We start from the raw sequence: 14,437 nt of genomic DNA, 5'->3' as shown, positions 1-14,437 counted from the left end.
GCGTCGCGGGCTAGCCTGTAGCCGGGGGGATCATGGATCAGAGACCGCCGCTCGCGGAGCGGCTCCGGCACTACACCGCGGTCACGGCGGCCTGCGCGCTCACCACCGTCGTGGTGCTGTACGCGGTCCTGTGCGCGAAGTTGGCGGACGACACCCCGTCCGACGCGTACGGCACGGGCAGCCCTCCGCGCGGTTTCGGCATCCTGGCAGCGTCCACGGTGGTCGGCGCGCTGGCAGCAGCCGTCCTGTGGTGGTACGTCGTACGGGGCCGCCGGCACCGCTCGGCGCTCGGCCGGGCGGCGGCCGTCGCACTCGCCCTCGTCGCGCTGGGGCCCGGCTGGCTCGGCTTCTCGTGGATGCGCGGCCCGCAGATGGACCTCTTCGGCTACCAGGTCCCGGACGGCGGGGCCCTGGAGAAGCCGCTCGGCTCCTGGGCGTTCGAGCACAGCTCGGGGGCCGTGATACGGGTCCGCGCGGACGGCGTCACGGCCTACAACGGGGAGGGCCGCCACGGCGGCGGATTCCGCGCCCCGGACGGCGGCGCGGTGTGCGCGATGAGCGACGACGCGCCGTCCGGGACCGGCCTCGTCACCCTGACCACGGCGGAGAGCGAGTGCGGCAACAGCCTGGTGGCGGTGCGCACGGAGTCCGGCGAGAAGCGCTGGACGAAGGACATCCCGAAGCTCGTGGGCAAGCCGTCCGCGGGCGGCAACCTCGCCGTGGCCGCGACGACGGACGCCGTGCTCGCCCACGACCTGGACACGGGCGCGGAGCTCTGGCGCTTCCCACTGCCCGCGGGCGCCGTCGTCTCGCAGGTCGCGGCCGGACCCGACCGGGTCCTGTTCCTGGCGCGGACCGAAGGGGGCAGCGAGCTGTCCGCCCTGGACGCCCGCACCGGATCCCGCTCCTGGCAGGCCCTGCTTCCCGACGGTTACGGGGCCCCGGGCATCGTGTCGGCTTCCCCGGCGGCCGCCGTCGCGGACGGGCGCCTGCTGCTGTTCGACGAGACGGGCCGACCGCGCACCGACCCGGAGCCGCCGTTCCACCTGGGCCCGGACACGGCCCGGCTGGTCGTCGGCGACGTCCTGTACGCGGCGGTCCCCGAGCGGGAGAAGCGGGAGCTGCTGGCGGCCTACTCGCTGAAGGACGGCCGCCGGCTGTGGACGCGGGCCTTCGAGGGCGACTGGCAGGTCCGCGCCGTGGCCGTCGGCCGCAACGACCGGATCGCCGTGGTCACGCAGGGCGCGTACACCCACCTCTGGCACCTCGACCCCGGCACGGGCAAGCCCGGCGGGGAGTCGACGGTCCTGCGCGACCTCCCGCTGGGCACGTCCTTCGCCCTCTACGGCAGGACGTTCGTCAACCTCGACGCGGGCGGACGCCTCCCGCCGATCTTCGACGTGCGCCCGGCCTTCGGCTGGTGACCCGCATCAGAGGGCGGTGACGAAGGCCCCCCAGGCGGCCGCGCCGAAGACCAGGTGGGGCCCGTCCGGGACCTTGGAGTCCCGGACGGGGACGAGGTCGCTGTGCGCGTCACAGACCTCGACGCAGTCGCCGCCGTCACCGCCGCTGTGGGTGGACTTGCGCCAGGTGGCCATCTCCAGGCAGTTGCCGCCGTCGCCGCCGCTATAGCTGGACTTGTGCCAGGTGGCCGTCGACAGGTCGTACTCAAGCATGCTGGTCATGTGCGTAATCCTCCGCCGCGGACTCGATCATGGCCAGTGATTGGGCAGGTGACAGAGCACAGGCCATGAGGAGATCGTAGGTCAGCGCGTGGCGGCCAACTGTTGCCGGATCGTCCAGCAGTTGACCCATTCCGATACCTTCGACGTAGGCGAGCGGAGGTGCGTCCACAAAGGACATCAGCTTGAGGGAGCCGTGCAGGCCCGCGTGGGCGCCTACACCGAACGGAATCACCTGGGTGATGATGCGGCGCGCTCGGCCCAGAGTTACAAGATGACGCAGGGCGTCGGCCATCACCTCCCGGCCGCCGACGACCCGCCGGAGCACCGCCTCGTCGAGCACGCACCACAACAAGGGTGTTGATGGGTCGGTGAGGAGCCGGGCTCGGCCCAGTCGGGCCTCGGTCAGTTCGTCGATGACGGCTTCCGGCGCGGTCGGCTGGTATGCGCGGAAGATCTCCCGTGCGTAGGCCTCCCGCTGGAGCAAGCCCGGGATGACCAGGGGCGCGTACTCCCTGATGGCCAGGGCCTCCGCCTCGGCCTCGGCGGCTTCCACGAAGTGGTCGGGGTACTTGGACTTGCCCTGCTTCCCGGCGTTGCGGGTGAAGAAGCCGCCCATACCCAGGATCTCGTCTATCGCCTTGGCGAGTTCGAGGGTGATCCGGCGGGTGCCCGCCTCCATCTGGCCGACGTACGAGCCGCTCACGAACAGCTTCTCGCCCAGTGCGGCCTGGCTCATGGCGGCGCGTTCGCGGGCCACGCGGAGTTCGGCTCCGAGGAGGGCGCGGGGTGAGGCGGGATCGAGGGGTTTTCCTGGCATGACAACTCCCGGTGCAACAGGTGCGGTTGCTGCGGTGACCCACTTGAAAGGCTAGCGGCGGTGTCGCCACGCTGTGTGGAGGAGCTGAATACTCAGGGTAGAAAGGTGACATGTCATGGTGCTCACGGCCAAGGAGCGGATGCAGGCGGCGGAGGAGGCCGTGCGGCAGCTGAGGGAGTCCCTCGCCGGGGTCGGGGTCACGCTCCCCTCGCTGGACGTGGACGGGGTCTCGGCGGCGGGGACGTACGGGCTGCCGTTGATCGACCTCGGGCGGTGCAACCTCACCACCGCACTCCGGTTGGCCGTCGTCCTGCACGAGCGGGCCCGCCCCGCGTGAGCGAGGCCGCCCTGGAAGGGTGCCTCGCGGCGGCACGGGCCTGGGAGTTCGAGCTGGCCTGGAAGCTGTGCTGGCTGGAGAAGGGCCTGGCCGGGCCCGGGTGGAGGAGGAGCGGGATGCCGCTCCAAGTGCGGGTGGAACTGCACGAGGCCAGTGGGCTGTGGACCGCGGTCGGCGACGACGGGAAGCGGCGGGTGCGGGAGACGGCCGAGACGGCGGACGAGGCGACGGCCCTCGTCCACGAGGCGTTCGGGCTGAAGGCGTGGCGGCCGCAGCCGCCTCCGCCGCCCGGTTGGCACCGCTTCACGCTCGTCCACGGCCCGGTGGGCCGGACGCCCGGCTACGCGGATCCGCGCTACGAAGCGATCAAGGCGCGGCCGCCGCAAGGCTGTGTGCCCGAGGACCTCAACGGCTCTTTCGGACTGCGGTGCGAGCGGCCCGGCGCGCGGCTGCTGGACGCCGTGGGGGAGTTGTGCGGTGAGATCCGGGCCGCGCACGGGCTGCTCATGAGCGACCTCGGCATCGAGAAGCTGTGGGAATGGTCGTCCGACGGCCCGGACGGCTGGGGCGCCGAGATCGTCGGGCAGCTCCTGCTGATGGCGGCCGAGCGGGGTCCGGAGCTCGGCTACGGCGTGGACGACCTGGTGTCCTTCCTGCGGACCGCTGCCGCCGGAAGTGCGGGCGGCTAGTCGGAGAAGTTCTTCAGCGCTTCGGTGTCGAGGGTGATGCCGACGGGGGCGGGGATCTCGACCATCTCGCCGTAGGCGTAGGCGGGGTCGTCCAGGTACTTGCCCTCTTCGGGCTCGCTGTAGACCGTCAGACTGTGCCGCTCCCGGTCGATGAGCAGGTAGATCGGGATACCGGCCGCCGCGTAGCCGTCCCGCTTCTCGTTCCGGTCGCGACTGTCGGAGTCGGTGTCGGAGTCGTGGGAGGTGACCTCCACGACCATCAGGACACCCGCCGGATCTGCCCACTCGCCTTGTCCGGCGAAGTGCGCCACGGGGGCGAGAACTCCGTCCGAGCGGGCGCGGCCGGTGCGGTACTGCTCGACCCTCAGCCCCTGCTCGGGATGCAGGTCGAGTTCGGGCCGGTGCTGCATGCACTGCCGGAGCAGCCACATGAAGATGGCCCCGTGGTCACCGTCGGGCACAGGCTTTACCCCTAGCTTTCCCGCAATGAATTCGAGCGTCACGGTTTCGGGAGCGCCGCGCTCAAGTGCTTCGAAGTCATCGAGGGACATCTGTGGGCGCTTGGTGGACCCTGCGGTCATGGAATCGCCTCCTCGACTCCATGGTGCCTTGTGGGCTCCGGGCTGGACCGTCTGAAGCGCCATCTTCGACTCCGTTCGGCTACGGCTGGGGCAAACGCTAGGGGCATATGCCAGAGCGGAGCCGGCCGCTGGTCCAGGGTTAGCCCGATGGAGTGAGCGGCCTCCGGGCCGCGCTGACGCTAGTCCGTGCGGAGGCGGGCGTGGAGGTGTTCGTCGTGCCAGCCGTCCGCGTGGAGGAGGGCGCCGCGCATGGTGCCCTCCAGGGGGTAGCCGGCCTTCGTCGCGACGTGGCAGGACGCCGGGTTGCCCACGGAGTGGGTGATGCGCAGGCGGTGCAGGCCCAGTTCGTCGAAGGCCCAGCGGCTGACCCGGGTCGTGGCCGCGGCCATGACGCCCCCGCCGCGGCCCGCGGGCAGCAGCCAGTACAGGAGCTCGCCGCTCCCGCCCGGGAGGTCGAGGTCGGCCAGGCCGATCAGGCCGACGGGCGGGCCGCCGGTGGTGGGCGCCACCGCCCAGATCGCGGCCTGCTCGGCGTGCCAGCGTTCCTGCCAGCGCTCGATCCGGGCCACGGCCTCGGCCGGGGACAGCAGTGGGGAGCGGTTCCAGTGGCGGCTGTCCGGGTCGTGGCAGGACTCGACCAGCGCGGGGGCGCCGTACGCGGTCCACGGCCGCAGGTGGAGCGGGCCCGGCAGGTCCAGGACCGGCTGGGGGCGGGCCGTCATCCGGCCGGGCGGGACCACCGCGGCGATGCTCACGCCGCGTTGCGGAAGTGGGCCAGCAGGGCCTCGGCCTCGGCGGTGCTGCCCGTGATGGTGTCGAAGGCCGCGTCCGAGGGGACGGCCGGGCCCCACAGCCAGGCGTGGTGGCAGCTGAAGCAGAAGATCAGCTCGAACAGGGGCTGGTCGGCGGCGTCGTACGCACGCAGTCCCCAGCCCGGCGCGAAGCAGACGCGCGGCTCGCCGGGCGGCATGGACGAGATCAGCCCGAGCGAGTCGGCGGCTTCTCGGCCGGTCCAGCGGGAGACGACATCGCCGGTCATGGGGTCGCCGTAGCGCTCGGGGCGCGAGCAGAGGCGTACGACCTCGACGACAGCGGTGGCGGCAACGGCTTCGGCGGGGAGCTGCATCCTGGCAGTCTCCCGAACCCCGCTAGATTTTCGCTACAACCGGCTCCGTGGCCGGTTGGAGGGTGGCTGGAATTGGCTCATGATCGGCGTTGAGCTCGGTCAGCATCTGCCGGGTGAACCCGAAGAACCAGGTGGCGGCGAAGCCCACCAGGTAGCCGGCCAGCAGCCCGCCCGCGTAGATCGCCAGGTTCATGCCCAGGCCCGAAGAACCGTCCAGCAGCGGGAACAGCGCCCACCCCGACGGGCCGATGGCGGTGGCGCCGAAGGCGAACCCCAGCTGGTTGCAGAGCCCGACGAACGCCCCGCCCGCCGCGCCGCCCACACAGGCGGTGACGAAGGGGCGGCCCAGCGGGAGCGAGACCCCGTAGATCAGCGGTTCCCCGACGCCCAGGAAGCCCGCCGGGAGCGCTGACCTGATGGTCGTGCGCAGGGACCGGTTGTGCGGCAGCCGGCAGTAGACCGCGAGCGCCGCGCCGACCTGGCCCGCGCCCGCCATGGCGAGGATCGGCAGGAGGGCGGTGTGGCCGGTCTGCTCGATGAGGGTGGTGTGGATCGGGATCAGGGCCTGGTGCAGGCCCAGCATCACCAGTGGCAGGAACAGTCCGCCGAGGACCAGCCCGGCGAAGGCGCCGCCCGTGGCGAGCAGCCAGGTCGCGAAGGAGCCGATGGCGGTGGCGACCGCACCGGCGAGGAACATCAGGCCGAAAATCGTCACCAGGCCGGAGGCCAGGACGGTGACCGTGGGGGTGACCAGCGCGTCGAGCGACTCGGGAACCCACCTGCGGCACAGCTTCTCCACGCGGACGGCGAGGTACGCGGCCGCCAGGGCCCCGAGTACGCCGCCCTGCCCGGGGGAGAGGTGCTGGCCGAACGCGTCGATCTTCGCGACGCCCGGGAAGACGATGATCGCGGCGACGGCGCCGCCGAGGACCGGCGTGCCGCCGAACTCCTTGGCCGTGTTGTAGCCGACGAAGACCGCGATGAGCGACATGAACCCGGAGGCGATCGCGGCGAGCGCCGGGACGACGGCGGGCAGCCAACCCGTGTTCAGCAGAACCCCGTTGAGGCCGGCGATGATGCCGCAGCCGATGAGCGCCGGGATCAGGGGGACGAAGACGTTGGCGATGCGGCGCAGGAACAGCTTCACGGGGGTGCGGTTGCGGTCGTGTCGGGCCCGTTTCAACGCGGCGCCCTCGGCGGCGAGTTGCTCGGCGGTGACGGGCGTTCCGGCAGGGCCGGGCCGGTCGGGGGTGCGCGGGGGGCCGGTGGTGCCCGCGGCATCGGAGGTGGCGGGCTTGCCGGTGCCCGCCGGGCCGGTCAGGGCCGGGTTGCCCGCCGGTTCCGCCGTGGCCGGGTTGCCCGCCGGGCCGGCCGCGTCGGCCGTACGGGGCGGGCCGGCCGGGGAACGGCCCTGCTCGACCAGTGCCTCGAACTCCGGGGTGACCCGGGCGACGGTCCCCGGCCCCAGCACGATCTGGTAAGTGTCGTCCTCGACGACGCCCAGCACCGCGGGCAGCGCCCGCAGCGCCCGGTCGTCGACCAGAGAGCGGTCGTGCAGCGCGATGCGCAGCCGGGTCATGCAGTGCGCGATCGAGCTGATGTTGTCCGGGCCGCCGACCAGGGGGAGGATCGCGGCGGCTGTGGCGCGGTTCTTGTCAGTGGACATGTCGTGATCGCCTTGCGTCGGGGAAACGGGGCAGTCAGAGGTCGCGGGCGAGGGCGAGGGCCTCGCGCAGGTGGCCGTGCGTGTCGGTGAGCAGGTCGGCCGCGGTGGGTCCGTCCACGGCGCCGATGAGTACGAGGACGGCCTGCTTGACCTCGCCGCCGGTGGCGTCGAGCGCGGCCTCGATCTCCTCGTCCGGCGCGCCGGTGGCCAGGGCCAGGATCCGGCGGGAGCGGGCGCGCAGCTTCTCGTTGGAGGCGCGCAGGTCGACCATCAGGTTCCCGTACGTCTTGCCGAGCCGGATCATGGTGATGGTCGAGACGAGGTTCAGGACGAGTTTCTGGGCGGTGCCGGCCTTCAGGCGGGTGGATCCGGTCAGCAGCTCGGGTCCGACGACGACCTCGATGCCGTGTTCGGCGGCCGCGGCGAGCGCCGAGCCGGCGTTGCAGGACAGGCCGACGGTGAGCGCGCCGCGCGTACGGGCGAACTCGACGGCGCCGACCGCGTACGGGGTGCGGCCGGAGGCGGAGATCCCGATCACGGTGTCGTCGGCGGTCAGCTCCAGGGCGGCGAGGTCGGCGGCGGCCAGCTCGGCGGAGTCCTCGGCGCCTTCGACCGCCGAGACCATGGCGGTGGGGCCGCCCGCGATCAGGCCGACGACCTGCGCCGGGTCGGTGTTGAAGGTGGGCGGGCATTCGCTGGCGTCCAGGACGCCCATCCGGCCCGCCGTGCCGGCGCCCGCGTAGACGAGCCGCCCGCCGCGGGCCATGCGGGGCGCGATGGCGTCGATCGCGGCGGCGATGTGCGGCAGTTGCGCGGCGACGGCGGCCGGGACGGTGGCGTCGTCGGCGTTCATGGTGCGGGCGATGTCCAGGGTGGAGAGCCGGTCGATCTCGGCCAGTTCGGGGCGGAAGGCCTCGGTGGTCAGCGTGTCGAGCTGGGCGCGCAGTGCGGCGTACGACGCGGTCATGGGCGGGGGCTCCTGGCGGTTCGGCGGGGGGCGAGCGCCTCGTACGAGGCGGCGAGCGCGGGTGCGGCGGTCTCGTACGTCCGCTGGGCGACGGCGACGAACAGGCAGTCGACGACCAGGAGCTGGCTGGTCCGGCTGGACATGGCGGCGGGGCGCAGCCGGGTCTCGCGGGCGGCGGAGGTGGCCAGTACGAGGTCGGCGTGGTGGGTCAGGGGTGCGCCCGGGCGGCTGGTGAGCGCGATGGTGGTGGCGCCGCGCTCGAAGGCCGTGCGGAGGGGGTCGATCACGTCGCCGGTCGCGCCGGAGTGGCTGATCGCGACGGCGGCGTCGCCGGGGCCCAGTTGTACGGCGCCGGTGATGGCCAGGTGGGGGTCGCTGTGGGCGTGGGCGACGAGGCCGATGCGCAGCAGCTTCTGGGCGAGGTCCTGGCCGACGAGTGCGGAGGCGCCGACGCCGTAGATGTCGATCCGGCGGGCGGTGGCGAGCGCGGTGACGGCGCCGGTGAGCGCGGCGAGGTCGAGGCCGGCGGCGGTGTCGGCGAGGGTCTGGGCCTCCTCGTGGGCCAGTTTGGCGACGACGTCGGCGATCGGGTCGTCGACGGCTATGTCGGCGGTGACGGCGGGGGCCGCGGTGGACTCCTGCCGGGCGGCGAGCGCGGCGAGGGCCAGGCGCAGGTCGCGGTAGCCGGGGTAGCCGAGGAGGCGGGCGGTGCGGACGACGGTGGCCTCGCTGGTGCCGGTGCGTGCGGCGAGGGCGCTGACGGTGAGGCGCGAGCAGCCGGCCGGGTCGGCGGCGACGGTTTCGGCGACGGCCCGTACGGAGCGGGTCATGGTGGGGCCCAGGCTGTGGACGCGGGCCCGCAGCGGGAGGCCGGGGCCGGGGCCGGTGGCGGCGCCGGAGCGCTCCCCACCCTCGCCCTGGCTGAAAGTTACTTTCGGGTCGTCGCTCATCTTTGAAATCTATTTTCGGTCGGGGTGGGGGTCAAGGCGCCATCCGGCACCGGGGCAGAAGGACCTTCACCACATGGCCCGTACGGGGTCACAATGGGCGCATGGACCACGCGACCCCCCTGGAACAGGCGCTGCACGCCGCCCGCGCCCTCGTTCTCGCCGATCTCGTCGCGGGCGAGGTCGCCGAGGCCGATGTCGTCTCCCTCGTCGAGGACTCGGTCACGCACCGCCGGTGGTGGGTGGAGCAGTGGCCGGAGGGGGCCGGCTACCTCGCCGGACTCGTCGCCCAGGACGTACAGGACGCGCTGCTGGAGAAGTACGGGCGCTGGCCGCTGTGCCCGGTCTGCTCGCACGGCGATCCGCACGCGCTGGACGTGGAGCCGGAGTTGGGGCCTGACCCGCACTGGGTGTGCGCCAAGGCGGGAGTGAAGGTCGCCGCGGTCGGCGGCCTCGGCCCCGTCTTCGGCGCCGGCCGGTGAGCCGCCGATGACGCTCTACATCGACCCGCCGACCTGGCCGGGCCACGGCCGCATGTGGTCGCACCTGGTCAGCGACGTCTCGTACGAGGAACTCCACGCCTTCGCGGCGTCGATCGGCTGCCCGGCGAAGGCGTTCGAGCGGGACCACTACGACGTGCCGTCGTACCGCTACGCGGACGCGGTCGCGGCGGGCGCGGTGGAGATCGGCAGCAAGGAACTGGTCGGCCGCCTCACCCGGGCAGGCCTGCGCCGCCCCAAGGGCCGCCCGGCGTAGGGGCTCGTGGATGTGCCCCGGAACGCACCCCCGTGACCATATGACGGTCGGTCATGTGCCGTGCGGGCAGGAGGATTTACTGCATTAGGATGACCCGCGAATCTGCCACTCGCAGTTGCCCGAGGGGGATCGTGCGTCGGTCAGTGCTGTTCGTACACGGGACCGGAGTCCGGGAGGTCTCGTACAAGGAGACCTTCGCCGCCGTCCGGACCCGCCTCGACGAGATCCGGCCCGGGCTGGAGGTCCGCGGCTGCTTCTGGGGCCGGGAACAGGGTGCGTCGATGGCCCTCGACGGCGCCTCCGTCCCCCGCTACCGGCAGTCGCGGGGCGGCACGGCGGACGACGACGCCGAGATCGAGGTCTGGGGGGTCCTGTACGACGACCCCTGGTACGAGCTCCGGCTGCTGGGCCTGCAGCCCGCACCGGCATCGGGCCTGGGCTTCGGGCTACCGGCTTCCGAAGAGTTCTTCGCCGACATCACCGAGTACGGCCCCGCCCCCGAGGTGGTCGAGGCCTTCGCCGCACGGGGTCTCGGAGAGGACTTCGCCGAGGCCTTGCGGGCCGTCGCGCGGGCGCCCGAGTTACGGGACGCCGCGGCCACCGCGGACGCGGACGGGACCGAGCACCGCCGGGCGGTGGCCCGCGCCGTGATCGCCATGACGCTCGGCCTCGCCGACGACCGGGGCGTCGAGGTCTCCGGCATCGTGCGCGACGAGCTCCTCGACACGCTCAGCACCGACCTGTACGCCGAGGGCCGGTCCGTCAAGGGACTGCTCGGGAAGGCGCTGCTCGCCAGGCCGCTCGGCTGGCGCGGCCGGTCCCGGCGCGGGGCGTGGGGTGACGCCGCCCTGCCCGCGATCGGGGACATCCTGCGCTACCAGGCCCGGGGCGAGGGCGTACGCGACCAGATCAAGCGGACCGTCGAGAACACTCCCGGGGACGCGATCACCGTCATCGCGCACAGCCTCGGAGGCGTCGCGTGCGTCGACCTGTTGGTGCGCGAGCGGCTGGAGCGGGTGGACCAGCTGATCACGGTGGGTTCGCAGGCGCCGTACTTCTACGAGATCGGCGCCCTGGTCTCGCTGGAACACCCCGAGACGCTGCCGCCCGGCTTCCCCGCGAAGTGGCTGAACATCTACGACGGCCGCGACTTCCTCGCGTACCAGGCCGCGGAGGTGTTCCCCGGCCGCGCGCAAGACCGCCTGGTCGACAACAAGCAGCCCTTCCCCTGGGCCCACACCACGTACTGGTCCAACCCCGACGTCTGGAACGCCGTCGACACATGGCTGAGCTGACCGCCCCCGACCCGACGCGCGTGCACGCCGTCGTGGTCGGCATCGAGCACTACCGCCACCTCGGGAACAAGGAACTCGCGGGCGCCGCCGCCGACGCGATGCGGTTCGCCCGCTGGCTGCGTCGGCGCGGGGTGCCCTCGCAGAACATCACCCTGCTGCTCACACCGATGTCCACGTCGTGGGCCGACCTCAACGAGCAGGTGGAAGAGCTCGACGTTGAGATCAAGCCCGTCATCTCCCGCGACCAGATCATCGACAGACTCGCACCGTCGCGGACCGCAGCCGAGGGCGACGTCCTGTACGTCTACTGGGGCGGCCACGGTCTACTGGACCGGGGCGACCGCAGGCTGCTGCTCTGCCCGGACGCCTCGGACACGGACCCGCGCTGCCTCGACCTGATGGACCTCCGGGAATACCTGACCCGGCCGGACGTGGCGCGCTGCCGCAAGCAGATCTACCTCGTGGACGCCTGCGCGACCTTCGTCCAGGACCAGACCCGGCCGGCCGTCCTCGCGCTCCCGAGGGGCCACCGGACCTCCGTGCAGCAGTTCATGCTGCTGGCCGCCGCGGCCGGGCAGGCGGCGACACAGCGCACGACGGGGCGGACCGGCGCCTTCTCGACCGCCGTCATGGACTGGCTGGAGAAGCACTCGCCCGGTCTCGACACCGACCTGGACGCGCTGGTCGCGCACGTCAAGGAGCACTTCACGGAGTACCGCACCGGCAGGGGTGGGCGGCAGCTCCAGACCCCGGTGACCTTGGTGATCCAGCCCTTCGGCGGCGACGTGGAAATCCGGCAGGGCCCGGCGACGACGGCCTCGGGAGGGGAGCCGGGCGGGGAGCCGGGCGGGCCCGCACCGAAGGCGGGTCGGGGCGGCGGCGCAGGCATCCGGAAGGCCGCGGTCGTATGGGCCGGGGCTGCCGCGCTGGTGGCCGTCGCCGTGATCGCGGCGGTGGCCCTGAACGGCAAGGAGGGCGGCGACGGGCGCAACGGGCAGGCCGCCCCGAGCGGTCGGACGGCGGCGCAGTCGAGTCCGTCGGCCTCACCCTCCGCCTCGCCCTCCGCCCCCGCCCCGCCCGCTGCGAGCAGCCCGGCGCCGAGCGCGCCGGCCCCGTCGGGCACCCCGACGCCGCAGGTCCAGGCCGCGGCGTCCACGGCCGCGGGTGCCGGCGAGTCGTGCTCGGGCTATGGGGTGGCCACGGACGCCCCACAGGCCAGCGAAAAGCCGTGCGTCGTGATCGAGGGCACGAAGGTCTTCATGCGTGCGTACGTCAGCGCCAAGGTCCCGACCAAGGTGACCGTGTACCTCTGGCTCAGCCTGAAGGACGGGAACAAGTACCTGTACCCCGAGGGCCGGCCGGAGCCATGGACCATCAATGCGGGTCCGGATCCCCTGGTGCTGACGTCGCCGGTCACCATGGCGCTGGTCCACAACACGGCCTACGAGGTCCACGTCAGCACCAAGCTGGAGGGTGGGGCCGCGCCGAACGCCCCGATCAACCCGAAGGTCACCGGGCACGGGCAGTGGTTCACCTACTGACGGTGTCCGCCGGCGCGGGTCGGGCGGGCGATGCCGCGACGATCCGCGTCACCCGCTGCTCGCGCTGGTGCAGGCGCAGGGCGAGCGCGGTCAGGGCGATGGCCGTCGCCGTCATGGCCGCGCCCGCCCAGGCCGTCGCCGCGAAGCCCTGGCCGGCGTCGATCACCGTGCCGCCGAGCCAGGGGCCGCCCGTGTTGCCCAGGTTGAACGCCGCCGTCGTGGTGGCTCCGGCCAGGGTCGGGGCCGCGCCCGCCACGTTGAACATGCGGGCGTTGAGCGCCGGAGCCGTGAAGAACGCCGAGACCCCGATCAGGAACGACAGCCCCACCGCCGCCACCGCCGCCGACGCGAACAGGGCCAGCGCGAGGAGGAACACCGTGGACGCGGCGATCCCCCACAGCATCACCCCGAACAGGTGCGCGTCCGCGATCCGCCCGCCGATCGTCGTGCCGACGAGCGCGCCGACGCCGAACAGCGCCAGCACCCACGGCACCCGGGCCGCGCCCAGCCCGGCGACCTCCGTCAGCAGCGGCGACAGGTAGCTGAACGCGCAGAAGACCCCGCCCGCGGCCAGTGCCGTGATGCCGATCGACAGCCACACCTGGCGGTCCCGGTAGATGCGCAGCTCCCGCGCCAGGGTGGGCCGTACGGCGGGCAGCGGGATGTCCGGGATCAGGGCCAGGATGCCGATGAGGGCGACCGCCGAGGCCGCGCCGACCGACCAGAACGCGGACCGCCAGCCCAGGTGCTCCCCGAGGAAGGCGCCGGCGGGGACGCCGAGGACGTTGGCGATGGACAGGCCGCCGATCATGACGGCCATCGCCCGGGCGCGCTGGTCCTTGCCGACCATCGCGATGGCGACGGCCGCGCCGACGGCCCAGAAGCCGGCGCAGGCGAGCGCGGAGACGATGCGGGAGGCGAAGAGGAGCTCGTACGAGGGGGCCAGTGCGCCCGCGACTTGCCCGAGGCCGAAGAGGCTGATGAGCGAGATGAGGGTGGTGCGGCGCGGCAGCCGCAGCGTGGCCACGGCCAGCAGCGGCGCCCCGACGACCATGCCGATCGCGAAGGCCGATATGAGCAGGCCCGCCTGCGGGATGGTGACGTTCATGTCCCGGGCGATGGGCGGCAGTAGCCCGGAGAGCATGAACTCGCTGGTCCCGAGCGAGAAGACGGACAGGCCGAGCACGTAGACGGCGACGGGCATGCGGGAGCGGGCGGGAGCTGGGGGCACGTCCCGTGCAAACCTCCGCGAACCGGATCCCATTCCCCCGGTCTCATTCCCCGGTCCCGTTCCCCGCGTTCATTCTCCGGCGCTCAGGTCGGCCAGCTCGGCGGCCAGGTTGCGGCGGGCCGGGGCCTCCCAGTGCGCGCTGCCGTACGGGGTGCGGAAGAGGCGGGGCAGGGCGAGCAGCTGGTGCAGTACGGCGGCCCGGCCGGTGCGGAAGGCGTCCTCGGGGACGAAGCCGTACTCGGCGCGGACGGCCGCGACGTACGCCGCGTACGCGTCGGGCCCGCCCGCGAGGACGGCCAGGTCCGCGTCGCAGAGCACCTCGCCGTTGGTGTCGCCGGGGACGGGGGCGTGCGTGACGGTGAGCCGGACCAGGCGGGCCACCTCGGCGGTGCGGGCCGCGTCGATGCCGAGCTCGGGCAGCGCGCGCTCGGCGAGGGCGGCGCTGCGCTCCTCGTTCTCGGAGCGGTCGGGACGGTAGACGGCGTCGTGGAACCAGGCGGCGAGCTCCACGGCGGCGGGGTCGGCGGCGTGCGGGGCGAGTACGTCGATCCGTGCGAGTACGTCGGCCAGGTGCGCGGTGGTGTGGTACCGCCGCCAGGGCTCCGCCCAGGCGGCCAGCAGCCGGTCCGCGTACGGGTCGGGATCGCTATCGGCGGCGGCGCCGGCGGCAGCGGCGCTCGCGTGCCAGCGGGCGCGGAGCGGGGCGGTGTCGAGCGCGGTGTCGGGCTCGGGGTCCATGCGGTCCATGGGCACATTGTGCGGGTGGCGTGATGGCGCTGGTGGAGGGTGGGCGCGGGCC

Annotated in this window: 17 protein-coding genes; 7 read left to right on the top strand and 10 right to left on the bottom strand. The window is 73.1% G+C overall.

Features of this window, described 5'->3' with window-relative positions; all coding sequences use genetic code 11:
• The first annotated feature begins 32 nt into the window (after positions 1-32).
• Positions 33-1,424: a PQQ-binding-like beta-propeller repeat protein gene (locus OHA65_RS17320; RefSeq protein WP_328763095.1), complete on the top strand. Its 1,392-nt coding sequence runs from the start codon at positions 33-35 to the stop codon at positions 1,422-1,424.
• A gap of 6 nt (positions 1,425-1,430) precedes the next feature.
• Here the strand turns inward: OHA65_RS17320 and OHA65_RS17315 are convergent, their stop codons facing one another.
• Complete coding sequence (locus OHA65_RS17315; protein ID WP_328763094.1) at positions 1,431-1,685, bottom strand: DUF397 domain-containing protein; 255 nt, start codon at positions 1,683-1,685, stop codon at positions 1,431-1,433.
• Positions 1,669-2,502 carry a Scr1 family TA system antitoxin-like transcriptional regulator gene (locus OHA65_RS17310; protein WP_371643914.1) on the bottom strand — a complete coding sequence of 278 codons (834 nt, stop codon included), beginning with the start codon at positions 2,500-2,502 and terminating at the stop codon, positions 1,669-1,671. The genes OHA65_RS17315 and OHA65_RS17310 overlap by 17 nt, the downstream gene beginning before the upstream one ends.
• Before the next feature lie 115 nt (positions 2,503-2,617).
• Here OHA65_RS17310 and OHA65_RS17305 point away from each other — a divergent pair, with 115 nt between their 5' ends.
• Positions 2,618-2,839, top strand: coding sequence for a hypothetical protein (locus OHA65_RS17305; RefSeq protein ID WP_054225723.1), 222 nt, complete (start codon positions 2,618-2,620; stop codon positions 2,837-2,839).
• The gene (locus OHA65_RS17300) at positions 2,836-3,528 is read left to right on the top strand and encodes a hypothetical protein (protein WP_327284006.1); all 693 of its coding nucleotides are present in this window, start codon (positions 2,836-2,838) and stop codon (positions 3,526-3,528) included. Before OHA65_RS17305 ends, OHA65_RS17300 begins: the two co-directional genes overlap by 4 nt.
• On the opposite strand, the gene OHA65_RS17295 is transcribed toward OHA65_RS17300, so the two are convergent.
• The 6 genes from OHA65_RS17295 to OHA65_RS17270 form a co-directional block, all read right to left on the bottom strand.
• Complete coding sequence (locus OHA65_RS17295; RefSeq protein ID WP_405756331.1) at positions 3,525-4,109, bottom strand: Uma2 family endonuclease; 585 nt, start codon at positions 4,107-4,109, stop codon at positions 3,525-3,527. The two genes, OHA65_RS17300 and OHA65_RS17295, sit on opposite strands and share 4 nt — an antisense overlap.
• A 179-nt stretch (positions 4,110-4,288) precedes the next feature.
• Positions 4,289-4,864, bottom strand: coding sequence for a GNAT family N-acetyltransferase (locus OHA65_RS17290; protein ID WP_405762097.1), 576 nt, complete (start codon positions 4,862-4,864; stop codon positions 4,289-4,291).
• Positions 4,861-5,235, bottom strand: a complete 375-nt coding sequence (locus OHA65_RS17285; protein WP_327284002.1) for a hypothetical protein — start codon at positions 5,233-5,235, stop codon at positions 4,861-4,863. Before OHA65_RS17285 ends, OHA65_RS17290 begins: the two co-directional genes overlap by 4 nt.
• 22 nt (positions 5,236-5,257) lie before the next feature.
• Positions 5,258-6,901 carry a PTS transporter subunit EIIC gene (locus OHA65_RS17280; RefSeq protein WP_405762095.1) on the bottom strand — a complete coding sequence of 548 codons (1,644 nt, stop codon included), beginning with the start codon at positions 6,899-6,901 and terminating at the stop codon, positions 5,258-5,260.
• Positions 6,902-6,935: 34 nt separating this feature from the next.
• On the bottom strand, positions 6,936-7,868 hold the full coding sequence (gene murQ / locus OHA65_RS17275; RefSeq protein ID WP_327284000.1) for an N-acetylmuramic acid 6-phosphate etherase: 933 nt from the start codon (positions 7,866-7,868) through the stop codon (positions 6,936-6,938).
• Positions 7,865-8,818, bottom strand: a complete 954-nt coding sequence (locus OHA65_RS17270; protein WP_371643905.1) for a MurR/RpiR family transcriptional regulator — start codon at positions 8,816-8,818, stop codon at positions 7,865-7,867. The genes murQ and OHA65_RS17270 overlap by 4 nt, the downstream gene beginning before the upstream one ends.
• A 101-nt stretch (positions 8,819-8,919) precedes the next feature.
• On the opposite strand from OHA65_RS17270, the gene OHA65_RS17265 reads away from it, so the two are divergent.
• From OHA65_RS17265 to OHA65_RS17250, 4 genes are all read left to right on the top strand, one after another.
• Positions 8,920-9,297 carry a hypothetical protein gene (locus OHA65_RS17265; RefSeq protein ID WP_327283998.1) on the top strand — a complete coding sequence of 126 codons (378 nt, stop codon included), beginning with the start codon at positions 8,920-8,922 and terminating at the stop codon, positions 9,295-9,297.
• 7 nt (positions 9,298-9,304) lie between these two features.
• A complete protein-coding gene (locus OHA65_RS17260) occupies positions 9,305-9,571 on the top strand; it encodes a DUF4031 domain-containing protein (RefSeq protein WP_327283997.1) in 267 nt (88 codons plus the stop codon).
• A gap of 131 nt (positions 9,572-9,702) precedes the next feature.
• Positions 9,703-10,866, top strand: coding sequence for a hypothetical protein (locus OHA65_RS17255; RefSeq protein WP_405756329.1), 1,164 nt, complete (start codon positions 9,703-9,705; stop codon positions 10,864-10,866).
• Complete coding sequence (locus OHA65_RS17250) at positions 10,854-12,407, top strand: caspase family protein (RefSeq protein WP_405762093.1); 1,554 nt, start codon at positions 10,854-10,856, stop codon at positions 12,405-12,407. The genes OHA65_RS17255 and OHA65_RS17250 overlap by 13 nt, the downstream gene beginning before the upstream one ends.
• Here the strand turns inward: OHA65_RS17250 and OHA65_RS17245 are convergent.
• Both OHA65_RS17245 and OHA65_RS17240 read right to left on the bottom strand, forming a co-directional pair.
• The gene (locus tag OHA65_RS17245) at positions 12,397-13,611 is read right to left on the bottom strand and encodes a Cmx/CmrA family chloramphenicol efflux MFS transporter (protein WP_328765203.1); all 1,215 of its coding nucleotides are present in this window, start codon (positions 13,609-13,611) and stop codon (positions 12,397-12,399) included. The genes OHA65_RS17250 and OHA65_RS17245 overlap by 11 nt on opposite strands.
• A 96-nt stretch (positions 13,612-13,707) precedes the next feature.
• Positions 13,708-14,385 (bottom strand): hypothetical protein, encoded by a 678-nt coding sequence (locus tag OHA65_RS17240; protein WP_405762091.1) that lies wholly within the window; start codon positions 14,383-14,385, stop codon positions 13,708-13,710.
• Positions 14,386-14,437: the final 52 nt, after the last annotated feature.

It is taken from the genome of Streptomyces sp. NBC_00045 (assembly GCF_045041095.1).
Classification (GTDB): Bacteria; Actinomycetota; Actinomycetes; order Streptomycetales; family Streptomycetaceae; genus Streptomyces.
The sequence above is the reverse complement of the archived record's forward strand: the minus strand, read 5'-3'. Positions and strand labels throughout refer to the sequence as shown.

Excerpts from the sequence above, each read along its gene's own strand:
- OHA65_RS17305 (WP_054225723.1), top strand. The coding sequence starts at position 2,618 with ATGGTGCTCACGGCCAAGGAGCGGATGCAGGCGGCGGAGGAGGCCGTG.
- OHA65_RS17295 (WP_405756331.1), bottom strand. The coding sequence starts at position 4,109 with ATGACCGCAGGGTCCACCAAGCGCCCACAGATGTCCCTCGATGACTTC.
- OHA65_RS17315 (WP_328763094.1), bottom strand. The coding sequence starts at position 1,685 with ATGACCAGCATGCTTGAGTACGACCTGTCGACGGCCACCTGGCACAAG.
- OHA65_RS17260 (WP_327283997.1), top strand. The coding sequence starts at position 9,305 with ATGACGCTCTACATCGACCCGCCGACCTGGCCGGGCCACGGCCGCATG.
- OHA65_RS17250 (WP_405762093.1), top strand. The coding sequence starts at position 10,854 with ATGGCTGAGCTGACCGCCCCCGACCCGACGCGCGTGCACGCCGTCGTG.
- OHA65_RS17285 (WP_327284002.1), bottom strand. The coding sequence starts at position 5,235 with ATGCAGCTCCCCGCCGAAGCCGTTGCCGCCACCGCTGTCGTCGAGGTC.
- OHA65_RS17310 (WP_371643914.1), bottom strand. The coding sequence starts at position 2,502 with ATGCCAGGAAAACCCCTCGATCCCGCCTCACCCCGCGCCCTCCTCGGA.
- OHA65_RS17270 (WP_371643905.1), bottom strand. The coding sequence starts at position 8,818 with ATGAGCGACGACCCGAAAGTAACTTTCAGCCAGGGCGAGGGTGGGGAG.
- OHA65_RS17280 (WP_405762095.1), bottom strand. The coding sequence starts at position 6,901 with ATGTCCACTGACAAGAACCGCGCCACAGCCGCCGCGATCCTCCCCCTG.
- OHA65_RS17245 (WP_328765203.1), bottom strand. The coding sequence starts at position 13,611 with ATGCCCGTCGCCGTCTACGTGCTCGGCCTGTCCGTCTTCTCGCTCGGG.
- murQ (WP_327284000.1), bottom strand. The coding sequence starts at position 7,868 with ATGACCGCGTCGTACGCCGCACTGCGCGCCCAGCTCGACACGCTGACC.
- OHA65_RS17265 (WP_327283998.1), top strand. The coding sequence starts at position 8,920 with ATGGACCACGCGACCCCCCTGGAACAGGCGCTGCACGCCGCCCGCGCC.
- OHA65_RS17320 (WP_328763095.1), top strand. The coding sequence starts at position 33 with ATGGATCAGAGACCGCCGCTCGCGGAGCGGCTCCGGCACTACACCGCG.
- OHA65_RS17240 (WP_405762091.1), bottom strand. The coding sequence starts at position 14,385 with ATGGACCGCATGGACCCCGAGCCCGACACCGCGCTCGACACCGCCCCG.